Raw genomic sequence first — 15,296 nt, 5'->3', positions numbered from 1 at the left:
ATTTATATATAGTCTAACTAATAAATGAAAAGAAAAGATATACATAAAATAGCACCAAAACTAAGTGAAATTTCACTTAAAAAAGCTGGTTTTGAAATACCTGAAAATTATTTTGAATCTATTGAAGATGCTATTATTGCTGAATTAAAAACTGAAACTCTTCTTAAAAAAGGAACTAAAGAAACATTTAAAACACCTGAAAACTACTTTGATTCTATTGAAGAAATTGTAATTTCAAAATTAAAAGCAGAAGTTATTCAAAATAATACTGAAACAACAATCCCAGAAAATTACTTTGAGAATCTAGAAAATCAAGTTCTAAGTAAAATTAAAACAACACCAAAAGTAATATTCTTAAAAAGTAAATTTATTAAATTTGCAACTCCTATTGCAATTGCAGCTTCACTCCTATTGGTTTTTGTTTTAAACAATAAATCAAAAACCGTTACATTTGAATCTTTAGCTTCTTCAGAAATTGAAACTTGGATTGATAATGGAAATATAGATATTGATGCTTTAAGTATTGCTTCAATATATCCAGAAATTGAATTAAATAACGAGATAAATAGTGCATCTCTCTCTGATGATGAAGTTTTCGAATATTTAAATGAAGAAGATTTAGAAGATATAATTTATGAAAATTAAAACATGAAAAAACTACTATTCATACTACTAACAATACTATTTACCACTAGTAGTGCATTAGCGCAACAACAAATTAATAGGCAAAAAATAAAAGCACTAAAAACATCTTATATAACTAATGCTTTAAGCCTTACACCAAAAGAAGCTGAAAAATTTTGGCCTATTTACAATTTATATTCAGATAAAATACAAGCCTTAAAAATGGAACTGGAGGGTGGTTTTCATCGTAAAATACAATTAGCTGGTGGATTAGAAAACATTACAGAATCCCAAGCCCAAAAATTTATTGATGAAATTATATACAATGAAAAACAAATTACTGAAAATGAGATATCATTAATTAATGAACTATCTACTGTAATTTCTTCAAAAAAAATTATTAGCCTAAAAAAAGCTGATCGAGAATTTAATAGAAGAATTTTGCAAGAATATAGTAAAAGAAGAAGATTACAAGAATAAAAAAATGGAGCAAATTGCTCCATTTTTTAATTATACATTTTTGCTCTTAATTCTTTTATTTTTGGGTCATCCAAATACTCGTCAAATGTAGAGTATCTATCTATAACTCCTTTTGGTGTAATTTCAATAATTCTATTTGCAACAGTATGCGCAAATTCGTGGTCATGAGTTGTAAACAAAACTGTTCCTTTAAAATTACTCAATGAATTATTAAATGCCTGAATAGATTCTAGATCTAAGTGATTCGTTGGTTCATTTAACATTAAAACGTTTGCTCTCATCATCATCATTCTAGACAACATACATCTAACTTTTTCCCCTCCAGATAAAACGTTACATTTTTTTAGAGCTTCTTCACCACTAAAGATCATTTTACCTAAAAATCCACGTAAATAAACTTCTTCACGCTCTTCTTCGGTTTTAGCATATTGACGCAACCAATCTACTAAGTTTAAATTTGCATCTTTAAAAAAGTCTGTATTATCTAATGGTAAGTACGACTGGTTTGTTGTTACTCCCCATTGAAATTTACCACCATCAGCTTTATCATGTCCATTTAAAATTTCATAAAATGCTGTCACAGCTCTTGAATTTTTAGAGATCAACGCAACTTTATCTCCTCTATTTAAGCTAAAATGGATATCATTAAATAAAACTTCTTCTTCAGTAGCTTTTGATAAATGTTCAACATTTAAAATTTGATCACCAGCTTCTCTTTCACGTTCAAAAATAATAGCTGGATATCTTCTGCTTGAAGGCTTAATTTGATCAACATCTAATTTTTCAATCATTTTTTTACGACTGGTTGCTTGTTTCGATTTTGCAACATTGGCAGAAAAACGACGAATAAACTCTTCCAATTCTTTCTTTTTATCTTCTGCTTTTTTATTTTGTTGAGCACGTTGTCTAGCAGCTAACTGACTAGATTCATACCAAAAAGTATAATTTCCTGAAAAATGGTTTATTTTACTAAAATCAATATCCGAAATATGTGTACAAACAGCATCTAAAAAGTGACGGTCATGTGAAACAACAATTACAGTATTCTCATAATTTGCTAAAAAATTCTCCAACCACCCAATAGTCTCAAAATCAAGATCATTGGTAGGCTCATCCATCACTAAAATATCAGGATTCCCAAATAAAGCTTGCGCTAATAAAACACGCACTTTTACTTTACCATCTAACTCACTCATTAAAGTGTAATGCAAATCTTCCTTAATACCTAATGAAGATAGCATGGTAGCAGCATCACTTTCAGCGTTCCAACCTCCCATTTCTTCAAAATCTACACCCAACTCTCCAACTTTAATTCCATCCTCTTCAGAAAAATCTTCTTTTGCATAAATAGCATCCATTTCCTTTTTTATTGCAAAAAGTTTTTTATTACCAATCATTACGGTATCTAAAACTTGATATTCATCAAAAGCATAGTGATCTTGTGATAAAACGGACATGCGTTTACCATGGTCTATATTAACAGATCCAGATGTTGGATCTTGTTTACCCGAAATAATTTTTAAAAAAGTGGATTTACCTGAACCATTGGCGCCAATAATTCCGTAACAATTTCCTATTGTAAATTTTGTATTTACATCGTCAAACAAAATACGTTTACCGAATTGAACAGATAAATTTGATACTGAAAGCATTCTATATATTTATTTTAAATTTTTTGCAAAAGTACTAAATAAGATTCACTCACAAATTTTAATTTAATGTTAATTTATTTCAATTTTAAGAAACACACTTTATATTTAACATCTCATTAACAAGCTAACAATTAAGTTGTATGTATTTTTGTTTTTAATAAAATCTCCATGAAATACGTAATTAGTGTCATATTAGCAATTTTAACTTTTAGCTGTAAAACAGCTACTAAAGATAATTACGCTAAATCTTATTTTGGCGGAGAAATTATTAATCCTAAAACAAATTTTGTTCTCTTTTTAAAAGATCATAAAGTAATTGACACTTTATTACTTGATGAAAACAATAGATTTTTAAAAGAATATGATACTTTAAAAGAAGGACTATACACCTTTAAACATGGTACAGAATTTCAATATATTTATTTAGAGCCTTCTGACAGTATATTGGTGAGACTAAACTCTTGGGATTTTGATGAATCATTGGTTTATAGTGGGAAAGGAAATACTAAAAATGAATTTTTAATCAATTTGTTTTTACAAAATGAAAAAGAAGAAAAATCAATGTACCAGTATTTTAGCTTAAATGAATCTGATTTTCAAAGAAAAATAGATTCACTTTCAAATGAACGAGAAGGTATTTATAATGATTTTTCGGCTACTGAATCTGAAATTTCTGAAGGGTTTAAAAAATTAACGTCTACTGCAATTCATTATCCTCTATTTAGGTTAAAAGAAATGTATCCATATTACTATAAAAAATTCCATAACCTAGATAAATTCCCGATAATTTCAGATGAGTTTTATAGCTATAGAAATACAATTAGTTTGAATGAAGAAGATTTAGTTTCTTTTTATCCATATCAAAATTATGTGGTTAGTTATTTATACAATATAAGCTATCAAATGACAGAAAATGATTCTTTAAAAAATAATATTACTATTAATATTTTAAATTCAACCATAAAACATATTGATTCAGAGAGTTTTAAAAATACTTTACTCAAAAAAATTATTGTAAATGATTTTTTAAAGAGTGAATCTACCTGTAGTATTAATCAAAAAGCTTTAGACATTTTTTTAGAAAATTGCAGCAATCAACTTTATACTACTCAAGTAAAAAACCTTGTTAATGACACCAAATTTGTTATAAATAATGAACCGTTACATAATTTTGAAATAGTTTCATATAATAATGCTAATACAACTATTAATGATATTATAAAAGGTCAAAATTCCGTTATATATTTTTGGTCAACAGAATTTATGTCATCCGATTATTTAGTGAGTCGCATAAAACATTTGGAAAATATCTACCCAAAAATCTTATTTGTTGGCATTAATATGGATACTTCTTTTGATGATATCACAACAGAACCTAATTTAAAATTGCTAAATATTACAAAGCAATTCAAATTAACCAAAGAAAGTTTTGCTAATAACTACTTAACTAGCAAGTATCCAAGAACAATTATCGTTAACCAAAATGGTATTGTTCAAAATGGTTTTACGTATTTAGATTCCAAAAGATTAAACACTGAAATAAACAAATTAAAATAAATTTAATTTTTAGCCTTCGTATTCTTTTTAAGTGTACCTTTGCACGTTTTTTAACCGGTTTATAGATGGGCATCTGTAAATCAATAATTTATACAGAATGACTACATTTAAAGACTTAGGGCTTAATGAAAATATCATTAAGGCCTTAACTGATTTGGGATATGAAAACCCTACAGAAATACAAGAAAAAGCAATTCCTCAAGTTCTTGCTTCAAAAGCAGATTTAAAAGCATTTGCACAAACTGGAACAGGAAAAACCGCAGCTTTTGGTTTACCAATTTTAGAACAAATTGATATTAATAATAGAGATACCCAAGCTATTATTTTATCCCCAACACGTGAATTAGCCTTGCAAATAGCTAAGAACATTGAAGAATTTTCAAAATATATGAAAGGCTTTAGTGTTGCTGCTGTTTATGGTGGTGCAAGTATTGAAGAACAAATAAGAAAACTAAAAAAAGGGGTTCACGTTATTGTTGGAACACCTGGTAGAACCGTTGATTTAATTAACAGAAAACAATTAAAACTAGAAAACGTTAATTGGCTTATTTTAGATGAAGCTGATGAAATGTTAAATATGGGTTTTAAAGATGAATTAGATAAAATTTTAGCTGTAACACCTAAAGAAAAGCAAACATTATTATTTTCTGCAACATTTCCTAGAGAAGTGGAAAGTATTGCAAAAAACTATATGCATAAACCAGTAGAAATTAGTGCTGGAGAAAAAAATAAAGGATCAGACCAAGTATCACATCAATATTATGTGGTATCAGAAAGAAACAGATATAATGCTTTAAAAAGAATTGCAGACGTAAATCCAGATATTTATAGCATCATTTTTTGTAGAACTCGAAGAGAAACACAAGAAGTTGCCGATAAATTAATAAAAGATGGTTACAATGCGGATGCACTTCATGGAGATTTATCCCAAGCGCAACGTGATAGTGTTATGGAAAAATTCCGTAACAAAACCTTACAAATATTAGTTGCAACTGATGTTGCTGCAAGAGGTTTAGACGTAAACGATTTAACACACGTAATCAATCACAAATTACCAGACCAAATAGAATCTTACACGCATCGTAGTGGAAGAACAGGTCGTGCAGGAAAAGTTGGTATCTCTATTGCAATAGTTACAGCTAGAGAAAAAGGGAAACTTCGTCCAATTGAACGTTTAATTGGTAAACAATTTGTTAGCACACCTGTTCCTACAGGAAAAGAAATTTGTCAAAATCAATTATTAAAATTAATTGATAAAGTTCATGATATTAAAGTAAATGATATAGAGATAAACGATTTTTTACCATCAATTTATGAAAAATTAGAAGGTTTAGATCGTGAAGAATTAATAAAACGATTTGTTTCTTTAGAATTTAATACCTTTTTAACGTACTACCAAAATGCTCCTGACTTAAATGACAGCGATCAAATGAGGGGTTCTGATAGAAATTCTAGTAGAGATTCTGACACAAGAGGAAAAAGAAGAGATGATGAAAATATGTCTCGTTTCTTTATTAATATTGGAAGAAAAGACAATTTAAACCCAGCAAGGTTAATTGGTTTAATAAATGACCAAAAAATTGCTAAAAATATTGAAATTGGCCAAATTGAAATTTTAGATACATTTTCATTTTTTGAATTAGATAAAAACTATCAAGATGAAACTATTGCTTCTTTTAAAGAAAATGGTGCTGATTTTGAAGGTAGAAATGTAAATGTTGAAATCACCGAGAAAAAACGTACAGGAAGAAGTGGTGGAAGAAGAGATGGTGGAAGTTCAAGTGAAAGAGGAGGAGACAGAGCAAAAAGTGGAGATAGAAAAAGAAGTAGAGACAGAAAACCTGAAGGTGATTTTAGTGGATTTGGAAGAAAACGCCCTGATACTAAAAGTGCTTTTGGAACAACTGATAAAAGTTCAAAACGAAGAAAGAGATAATATTACAAATAAAAAAGCAGCCAATTGGCTGCTTTTTTATTATGATTAAAATTCCATAATTGTCTTTTTAATAATAGAAACACAATCAAGCAATTGTTCTTCATTCATCACTAAAGGTGGAGCAAATCGAATAATATTACCATGAGTTGGTTTAGCAAGTAAACCATTATCACGTAACTTTAAGCAAATATCCCAAGCTGTTGAACTATCTTCCGTGTCATTAATTACAATAGCATTTAGCAAACCTTTTCCTCTTACTAATTTTATTAAATCATTAGTATCAATAAATTTTTGTAATTCACTTCTAAAAAGATTTCCTAATTTTTCAGAGTTTTCAGCTAATTTTTCATCTTTTATAACTTCAAGAGCTGCAATAGCAACTGCTGCAGCTAAAGGATTTCCACCAAATGTTGACCCATGCTGACCAGGTTTTATCACATTCATAATATCATCATTAGCAAAAACTGCTGAAACAGGGTATACACCACCACTCATCGCTTTTCCTAAAATTAAAATATCTGGTTTAACATTTTCATGATCAACAGCTAGTAGTTGTCCAGTTCTTGCAATACCTGTTTGTACTTCATCAGCTATAAATAAAACATCATATTTTTTACATAATGCTTTTGCTTTTGCTAAATAACCTTCTGAAGGAACATAAACGCCTGCTTCACCTTGAATAGGTTCAACTAAGAAACCAGCAATAGAATTACTTGATTTTAAAGCATTTTCCAACGCTTCTAAATTATTATATTCTATTTTAATAAAACCTGCTGTAAAAGGTCCAAAGTTTTTACGTGCATCTTCATCATTAGAGAATGAAATAATAGTAGTTGTTCTTCCATGAAAATTGTTTTCACAAACAATTATTTCTGCTTTATTTTCAGCAATTCCTTTTTTCTCATAAGCATATTTTCTACATAGCTTAATTGCTGTTTCAACTGCTTCTGCACCAGTATTCATTGGTAACACTTTATCAAAGCCAAAATACTTAGTCACATATTCTTCATATTTTCCAAGTACATCATTATAAAAAGCTCTTGATGTTAATGTTAAAACAGCAGCTTGATCTGTTAAAGCTTTAATAATTCTTGGATGACAATGCCCTTGATTAACAGCTGAATACGCAGATAAAAAGTCATAATACCGTTTCCCTTCAACATCCCAAACATAAACACCTTCTCCTCTATTTAATACTACTGGTAATGGGTGATAATTATGTGCACCATATTTATCTTCTAAATTAATTGCTTCTTCTGATGAGATTTTCTCTGAAACCATCTTTGTAAAATTTTAAAAATTGAAATTATTAAATTCCTTCTTATTGGAGAGAAATCATCCTAATTTAGCTCGCAAATTACAAAATATTTTAAACACAATTCACTTGCTTAATTTATATTTTAAGACTAAAACTTCTTTTCAAAATAAAAAACGCATTTATTTCTTTTAACTTTGTTATAAAAATCACATTAACATTGAAATTAATTGAATAAATTTGTAATTATATTTAATTAAAATTATAAACATGAAAAAATCAATATTTGTATTAGCTTTAGCTGCATTATTTTTTGTAAGCTGTGGTGAAAAGAAAAAAGAAGAAGTAAAAGAAATTGAAACTGTAAAAGAAGAAGTAAAAGAAACCGCTACGGAAGTTGTTGCTGATAATCTTGAACTTGGTAAAAAATTATTTACTGAAAAAACATGTGCTACATGCCATAATCCTGATATGAAAGTTATTGGACCATCAATAAAAGATATCAATAAGATTTATAATGAACAAAATGGAAATATTGTAAAATTCTTAAAAGGAGAATCTGTTGCAATAGTTGACACTGATCCTGGACAGGTTGCAATAATGAAAGCGAACTTAGATGGTTTTGTTAAAGACATGACTGGAGATGAATTAGCTGCAATTTCTGCTTACATGAGAAGTGTAAAATAATTCATAAAAAAATAATATTTAAAGCATCTCTACTATAGAGATGCTTTTTTTATGTGTAATATAGTACATTTGCAAAATGGGTAGAAGAAACAAACCAACAATTTTTGAAAATATAGAAATTATTGATGCTGGCGCGCGTGGCAAAACTGTTGCAAAAGCTCCTGACGGACGTGTTATTTTTTTAACAAACACCGTTCCAGGTGATATTGTTGATATAAGAACTGGTAAAAAAAGTAAGGCTTATTTTGAAGGCACAGCAATTAAATTTCATAAATATTCAGATAAAAGAGTTGAACCAGCTTGTGAACATTTTGAACATTGTGGTGGCTGTAAATGGCAATTTATGGCATATGAGCATCAATTAGCTTATAAAGAAAAGGAAGTAACAAACAATCTTATTAGAATAGGACATTTAGATTTACCTGAAATTACACCTATTTTAGGATGTGAAAATACTTATTTTTATAGAAATAAAATGGAATTTTCTTTTTCAAACAGTCGCTGGTTAACCTTGGAAGAAATAAATTCTGATGAAGAAATTGATAACAGAAACGCATGTGGTTTTCATATTTCAGGAATGTGGGATAAAATATTAGATATCAAAAAATGTCACTTACAAGAAGAACCTTCAAACCATATTAGAAATTTTATTAAAAATTACGGGATAGAAAACGGATTAGACTTTTATAATCCAAGAGATCAAGATGGTTTATTACGTACTATTATGCTTCGTATTTCATCTACAGGTGAAATTATGGTTGTTATTCAATTTTTTAAAGAAGAAAAAGAAAAACGTGAAGGCTTGCTAAATGCACTTTCTGAAGAATTTCCACAAATTACATCACTTCAGTATGTAATAAACGGTAAAGGAAATGATACTTTATACGATCAAAATATAATTTTATTCAAAGGAAGAGATCATATTTTTGAAGAAATGGAAGGTTTAAAATTTAAAATTGGACCAAAATCATTTTATCAAACAAATTCGGCACAAGCCTATGAATTATATAAAATCACACGTGATTTTGCAAATTTAACAGGCAATGAAATTGTATACGATTTTTATACAGGAACTGGAACTATTGCACAATTTGTAGCAAAAAGCGCTAAAAAAGTGATTGGTGTAGAATCTGTACCTGAAGCTATTGAAGATGCTAAATTGAATGCACAATTAAACAACATTAAAAACGTTGAATTTTATGCTGGGGATATGAAAGATGTTTTTAATAACCATTTTATAAAAACCCATGGAAAACCTGATGTTATTATTACAGATCCGCCAAGAGATGGTATGCATAAAAATGTTGTAGCCAAAATATTAGAAATTTTACCACAACGTATTGTTTATGTTAGCTGTAATTCTGCAACTCAGGCACGTGATTTATCACTAATGAAAGAGCATTATAAAATTTTAAAAACACAAGCCGTTGATATGTTTCCACAAACTTTTCATGTTGAAAATGTAGTGCTTTTAGAACTAAAATAAATTAATAATGAAGAAGTATATTACTATAATTATTGTATCATTTCTAGCAATTTTAAGCTGTGAAAAAGATGATATATGTATTGAAGCAACCACTCCAAATTTAGTGATTCGTTTTTATAATAACGACATTCAAACGGATGTTAAAGATGTACTTTTAGATTCTGTATGGTCTATTAACAAAAATGGAATTGAACAATATAAAAGCGTATCTACTGATTCTATTGCCATTCCTTTAAATTTGAATGAAGATAGTACAACTTATATTATTGAAAACAATTCTATAAAAGATACTTTAAAGTTTATTTATGATAGAAAAGATATTTTTGTTTCTAGATCTTGTGGTTATAAGACAATTTTTGAAAACTTACAAATTGAAAGCAACTCAACAAATTGGATAAAAAATATTAATATTAATAACGCAATAATTGAAAATGATACAGCAGCACATATTTCTATTTTTCATTAGTATTTTATTTACGGTAACTGTAAATTCTCAAATAAAAGAACAAGATACTATAAAGAACAAAGAAAAATACGGTCTTAGAATTGGTGTAGATTTAAGCAAACCCATAAATTCATTTTTTCAAACTGAAACTAAAGGTCTAGAATTAGTTAGTGATATTAGAGTTTTAAGAAATTATTATGCAGCTGTTGAGCTTGGTTTTTTAGAGAAAACAACCAATGAAGATTATTTAAATTTCACTACCAAAGGTTCTTATATAAAAGCTGGTTTTAATTATAATGCCTATGAAAATTGGATTGGAATGAATAATGAGATCTATGTTGGTTTAAGATATGGCCTCAGTTTTTTCAATCAAACTTTAAATAGTTACACTCCAAATGTATATGGAACTTACTTTATTCCAGAAACCATAGAGCCAAATACTGAATTTAAGGATTTAACAGCTCATTGGGTTGAATTTGTTTTTGGAATGAAAGTTGAAACATTTAATAATTTATTTATAGGTGCCAGTATTAGTTTCAACAACTTAATAAGCACATCAGACCCTGATAATTTTAAGAATCTTCAAATTCCTGGTTTTAACCGTGTATTTTTAAATAATAAAGGCGTTGGTTTCAATTACACTCTAAGCTACCTTATCCCTATTATTAAAAAGAATAAATAAATTTTTTGTACTTTTAAATTTCACTAATTTTAGTATTTATGAAAAATATTCCAAGTGTAGATTTATCTGATTTTTTATCTGAAGATCTTAAGAAAAAACAAAAATTTATAAAAGAAATCGGTGAAGCTTTCGAAGAAATTGGCTTTGTTGCATTAAAAGGACACTTTTTAACCGATGAACTTTCTAACAAATTATATGAAGAAGTAAAAAACTTTTTCAATTTGCCAAATGAAGTAAAAGAATCCTATGAAATAAAAGGTATTGGAGGTCAAAGAGGTTACACTTCTTTTGGAAAAGAAAGTGCAAAAGGAAGAACTCAAGGTGATTTAAAAGAGTTTTGGCATTTTGGGCAAGAAGTAGTTAACAATGCTCAATTAAAATCTGAATACCCAGATAATGTCATAGTTAATGAAGTTCCTAATTTTAATAAAGTTGGAATGGAAACTTATAAAATGCTTGAAAAAACAGCAATCTATGTACTACGAGCATTGGCTTTATACATTGGCTTAGATGAATTTTATTTTGACAACTATGTAATTAACGGAAACAGTATTTTACGTCCAATCCACTATCCTCCTATCCAAGGCGAACCAAAAGGAGCTGTAAGAGCTGCTGCTCATGGTGATATTAATTTAATAACACTTTTAATGGGAGCATCAGCTTCAGGTTTAGAAGTTCAAAATAAAAAAGGAGAATGGATACCGGTTACAGCGCTTCCTGAACAATTAGTTATTAATGTTGGTGATATGTTAGAACGCTTAACAAATAATAAATTACGCTCAACTATACACCGTGTTGTAAATCCACCAAGAGAAGATTGGGATAAATCACGCTATTCTATACCTTTTTTTACACATCCAATAAGCGAAATGTCACTTAATTGTTTACCTGAATGTATCAATGAAGTACGTCCAAAAGTATATGATAATATTACAGCTGGTGAATTTTTAAATGAACGTTTAAGAGATTTAGGACTTATAAAATGATTACAAAAAAAGTAATTTCATTATTTACATTTGGTGTTTTTCTTATTTTAGTTGGAGCAATTTCCAAATTATTTAATTGGTCACAATCTAATTTAATAATGGCAATTGGACTTGTTTTCGAAATTTTAGCAGCCTTACTATTTATTTGGAAAAAGTTAAAACAATAAGAAATATTTTTGTAAATTTATAGCTATCTTTTTCAATAAAAATGGGCAAAAAAAAAATAAATAGTTTAGATGACTTAGGAGGTTTTGTTTTTTCTACAAACGACAGTTTTGAGTTTAATAAACAAGAAAATCAAGAAACTTTAGCACCTAAACAACAGTTTTTAGAAGCCTTGTTTTCAAACAAAGGAAGAGGTGGTAAAACTGTAACCGTAATTTCTGGTTTTATAGGTAGTGAAGATGATTTAAAATCACTTGCAAAAATACTAAAAACCAAATGTGGTGTTGGTGGAAGCGTAAAAGATAATGAAATCATAATTCAAGGAAATTATAGAGATAAATTAATGGAAATCCTTAAAAAAGAAGGATATAACGTAAAACGCGTAGGCGGATAAAAATATGACAAAAATAGCAGCATCAGAATTAATTCTGAATCCAGATGGTAGTATTTACCACTTAAATTTAAAACCTGAACATTTAGCTACAAATATCATTTTTGTGGGTGATCAAAATAGAGTTCCTATTGTAACAAAACACTTTGATTCCATTGAATTTGATATTCAGAAAAGAGAATTTAGAACTATTACAGGAACTTATAAAGGAAAACGAATTACCGTAATTTCAACTGGAATTGGACCTGATAATATAGATATTGTAGTTAACGAATTAGATGCTTTAGTAAATATTGATTTAGAAACAAGCACTCCAAAAAAGGAATTTACGCAATTAAATATTGTTAGAATTGGTACTTCTGGTTCTTTACAAAGTGATATTCCTGTTGATAGTTTTGTGTTAGCAAAATATGGATTAGGGCTTGATGGTGTGCTTCATTCATATGATTGTGAACATATTTTAAATGCTGAATTTGAAGATGCTTTTATAAAACATACCAACTGGAGCCCAAGAAAAGCTCGTCCATATATTGTAGAAAACAGCAAAGAACTTGAAGATAAACTTATTAGTGATAAAGTATTTTTAGGATGTACTGCAACTGCTGTTGGTTTTTACGGTCCACAAGGTAGAGTGCTACGTTTACCAATACAAGACCCTTCATTAAATAATAAAATAGATAATTTTGAATTTAATGGCACAAAAATTACAAACCTTGAAATGGAAACTTCTGCTATTTATGGGTTAGCAAAACTTCTAGGGCATAATGCTTGTTCTATGAATGCCATTATTGCTAACAGAGCAAATGGAACTTTTAGTCCAAACCCATATAAACCAGTAGAAGAATTAATAATTTATACTTTAGATAAACTAGCATTGTAAAATAATTTATATATTTGGTACGTTCTAATTTAATAAACCCCATACAATTATGAAAAAATTTACTTTAAATATTCTATTATTAGCCTTAGCTTTAATAGTGTTTGCATCTTGTGGCTCTTCAAAAAAAGGGTGTGGTTTAACTAGCGATGCTAATAAAATAGAACAATCAACTGCCGCAAATACTTTAGAAGAAGTCTAAAATTATATAAATATAAAAACACTTTTAAATCCGCTTTACAGCGGATTTTTCTTTTTAAAAATAAAATCCTAACTTATTTGAAATATTTGAATAAATAGCCATTATACTTTTATTTCAAACGAAAGTATGTATATTTGCAACGTTTAAAAAAATAAGAAAATGGATAACGGATTATACGCAAAATTTAACACCTCAAAAGGTGCAATACTTGTAAATTTAGAGTTTAAAAAAACACCTGGAACAGTTGGAAACTTTGTTGCTTTAGCTGAAGGAAATTTAGAAAACAATTCTAAACCTCAAGGAACTCCTTACTATAATGGCTTAAAATTTCACAGAGTTATTGCTGATTTTATGATTCAAGGAGGTTGCCCTTTAGGAACTGGAACCGGATCACCTGGATATAGTTTTGATGATGAATTTCACCCTGATTTAAAACACAATACTCCTGGAGTTTTATCAATGGCAAACTCAGGCCCAGCTTCAAACGGAAGTCAGTTTTTTATTACACATGTAGCTACTCCTTGGTTGGATAATAAACATACTGTGTTTGGAAAGGTTATTGAAGGCCAAGATATTGTTGATGCAATTGCTCAAAATGATATATTAGAGTCAGTTGAAATAATTAGAGTTGGAGAACAAGCTGAAAAATTTAATGCAGTTGAAGCATTTAGAGTTTTTGAAGGTTCAAGAGCTAAAAGAGAAGAAGAAGCTAAAGAAGCTACCAAAAAAGCAATGGATGAAATTGCAGCTGGTTATAACGAGACTCCAAGCGGGTTACGTTATCAAATTCTACAGGAAGGTAATGGAAATAAAGCTGAAAAAGGTAAAACGGTTTCTGTACATTATAAAGGACAATTATTAGATGGAACTGTTTTTGATTCATCTTATCCCCGCAAACAACCAATTGATTTTAAATTAGGAGTTGGACAAGTTATTTCTGGTTGGGATGAAGGAGTTCAATTATTAAAAGTTGGAGATAAAGCTCGTTTTGTAATACCTTCAAATTTAGCATATGGAAGTCAAGGTGCTGGCGGTGTTATTCCTCCAGATGCAACGCTTATTTTTGATGTTGAGCTGATGAATGTAAAATAGAATAGTTTTAAATATAATTTATTAAAAAAGCATTGATTTTAAAAATCAATGCTTTTTTTAAAATAACACCCATCACAGTGCATTTCAACAATTAATACATTAATGATAAATTACACCACTAACGAAAAAAATATATATTATTGATTTAAATCAATATTCCATTTAACATAAAATATTATACTTCCAATAATTTATATAAGTAAAATTACTTTTATCCTATTTCTTAAAATAGATTTTGCTAATAGTATATTTAATAACTATACAAGTAATATTTCATCAGCCATAATGTAATTTTACATTCCTAATCTTCAAATTTTTCAATTTAATTTTCTACCTCCCAATTATTATAGTTGATAGGGTAAAAACAGAAATACATAAAGAAACTTAATCATCTACTATTAGATTAATGATAATGATATCATTCTCAGTTTATCAAAGAAAGTGTTCTAAATACACTATTAAAATTTAACAAAGAATAACTACAAACCACCTAAAGTGGGCAAATTGGTTAAAGAATTTTATGCATAAAATATTAAAAGGTTTAGACTATTTTTATATTTTTACAAATCATTGCTTATAAATCATGTAACTAGCTTGTAAAAATGTGCACTTCAAAAGAAGTGATTAAAAAGAAAATCATATAAATCTTAAACGAACAATAAATATAAACTTATGAAACTAAAAACAATTTTAAAATTTGTTGTATTCGCAATCTTTATCAGTTGCGGAAATGATTCAAATAGCGAAGCATTTATTGAAAAAGCAACTGGAAGATATTT

Annotated in this window: 16 protein-coding genes; 14 read left to right on the top strand and 2 right to left on the bottom strand. The window is 28.5% G+C overall.

The features are described 5' to 3' along the window. Positions 1-24 precede the first annotated feature (24 nt). Both ABY863_RS02320 and ABY863_RS02315 read left to right on the top strand, forming a co-directional pair. A complete protein-coding gene (locus tag ABY863_RS02320; RefSeq protein WP_372792649.1) occupies positions 25-645 on the top strand; it encodes a hypothetical protein in 621 nt (206 codons plus the stop codon). 3 nt (positions 646-648) lie between these two features. Beyond that, positions 649-1,104, top strand: a complete 456-nt coding sequence (locus ABY863_RS02315; RefSeq protein WP_372792648.1) for a hypothetical protein — start codon at positions 649-651, stop codon at positions 1,102-1,104. A 26-nt stretch (positions 1,105-1,130) separates the two neighbouring features. Here ABY863_RS02315 and ABY863_RS02310 read toward each other — a convergent pair whose 3' ends face one another. After that, a complete protein-coding gene (locus tag ABY863_RS02310; protein WP_372792647.1) occupies positions 1,131-2,756 on the bottom strand; it encodes an ABC-F family ATP-binding cassette domain-containing protein in 1,626 nt (541 codons plus the stop codon). Positions 2,757-2,924: 168 nt separating this feature from the next. On the opposite strand from ABY863_RS02310, the gene ABY863_RS02305 reads away from it, so the two are divergent. Both ABY863_RS02305 and ABY863_RS02300 read left to right on the top strand, forming a co-directional pair. Next, positions 2,925-4,313, top strand: a complete 1,389-nt coding sequence (locus ABY863_RS02305; RefSeq protein ID WP_372792646.1) for a hypothetical protein — start codon at positions 2,925-2,927, stop codon at positions 4,311-4,313. Between the two features lie 97 nt (positions 4,314-4,410). Further along, positions 4,411-6,249 carry a DEAD/DEAH box helicase gene (locus ABY863_RS02300; RefSeq protein ID WP_372792645.1) on the top strand — a complete coding sequence of 613 codons (1,839 nt, stop codon included), beginning with the start codon at positions 4,411-4,413 and terminating at the stop codon, positions 6,247-6,249. A 45-nt stretch (positions 6,250-6,294) separates the two neighbouring features. Here ABY863_RS02300 and rocD read toward each other — a convergent pair whose 3' ends face one another. Next, the gene (rocD, locus tag ABY863_RS02295) at positions 6,295-7,530 is read right to left on the bottom strand and encodes an ornithine--oxo-acid transaminase (protein ID WP_372792644.1); all 1,236 of its coding nucleotides are present in this window, start codon (positions 7,528-7,530) and stop codon (positions 6,295-6,297) included. 244 nt (positions 7,531-7,774) lie between these two features. Between rocD and ABY863_RS02290 the strand changes: the two genes are divergently transcribed. From ABY863_RS02290 to ABY863_RS02245, 10 genes are all read left to right on the top strand, one after another. Further along, entirely contained in the window at positions 7,775-8,191 is a 417-nt protein-coding gene (locus tag ABY863_RS02290) for a c-type cytochrome (RefSeq protein WP_372792643.1), read from the top strand. A 76-nt stretch (positions 8,192-8,267) separates the two neighbouring features. Continuing rightward, positions 8,268-9,677, top strand: coding sequence for a 23S rRNA (uracil(1939)-C(5))-methyltransferase RlmD (rlmD, locus tag ABY863_RS02285; protein WP_372792642.1), 1,410 nt, complete (start codon positions 8,268-8,270; stop codon positions 9,675-9,677). Positions 9,678-9,684: 7 nt separating this feature from the next. Further along, entirely contained in the window at positions 9,685-10,143 is a 459-nt protein-coding gene (locus tag ABY863_RS02280) for a DUF6452 family protein (protein WP_372792641.1), read from the top strand. Next, on the top strand, positions 10,109-10,804 hold the full coding sequence (locus ABY863_RS02275; RefSeq protein WP_372792640.1) for a DUF6048 family protein: 696 nt from the start codon (positions 10,109-10,111) through the stop codon (positions 10,802-10,804). Before ABY863_RS02280 ends, ABY863_RS02275 begins: the two co-directional genes overlap by 35 nt. A 38-nt stretch (positions 10,805-10,842) precedes the next feature. Beyond that, entirely contained in the window at positions 10,843-11,790 is a 948-nt protein-coding gene (locus tag ABY863_RS02270; protein ID WP_372792639.1) for an isopenicillin N synthase family dioxygenase, read from the top strand. After that, positions 11,787-11,957: a gliding motility protein GldL gene (locus tag ABY863_RS02265; protein ID WP_372792638.1), complete on the top strand. Its 171-nt coding sequence runs from the start codon at positions 11,787-11,789 to the stop codon at positions 11,955-11,957. The genes ABY863_RS02270 and ABY863_RS02265 overlap by 4 nt, the downstream gene beginning before the upstream one ends. 41 nt (positions 11,958-11,998) lie before the next feature. Next, the gene (locus ABY863_RS02260) at positions 11,999-12,349 is read left to right on the top strand and encodes a translation initiation factor (protein ID WP_372792637.1); all 351 of its coding nucleotides are present in this window, start codon (positions 11,999-12,001) and stop codon (positions 12,347-12,349) included. A 4-nt stretch (positions 12,350-12,353) separates the two neighbouring features. Beyond that, positions 12,354-13,226 carry a nucleoside phosphorylase gene (locus ABY863_RS02255; RefSeq protein ID WP_372792636.1) on the top strand — a complete coding sequence of 291 codons (873 nt, stop codon included), beginning with the start codon at positions 12,354-12,356 and terminating at the stop codon, positions 13,224-13,226. A 49-nt stretch (positions 13,227-13,275) separates the two neighbouring features. Next, complete coding sequence (locus ABY863_RS02250) at positions 13,276-13,425, top strand: hypothetical protein (protein WP_372792635.1); 150 nt, start codon at positions 13,276-13,278, stop codon at positions 13,423-13,425. Between the two features lie 159 nt (positions 13,426-13,584). After that, positions 13,585-14,517, top strand: a complete 933-nt coding sequence (locus tag ABY863_RS02245) for a peptidylprolyl isomerase (RefSeq protein WP_372792634.1) — start codon at positions 13,585-13,587, stop codon at positions 14,515-14,517. Positions 14,518-15,296: the final 779 nt, after the last annotated feature.

The sequence above is a fragment of the Lutibacter sp. genome (assembly GCF_041562875.1).
GTDB lineage: Bacteria > Bacteroidota > Bacteroidia > Flavobacteriales > Flavobacteriaceae > Lutibacter.
Note: the sequence above shows the minus strand (reverse complement) of the source record. Positions and strands in the feature narration are given on the sequence as shown.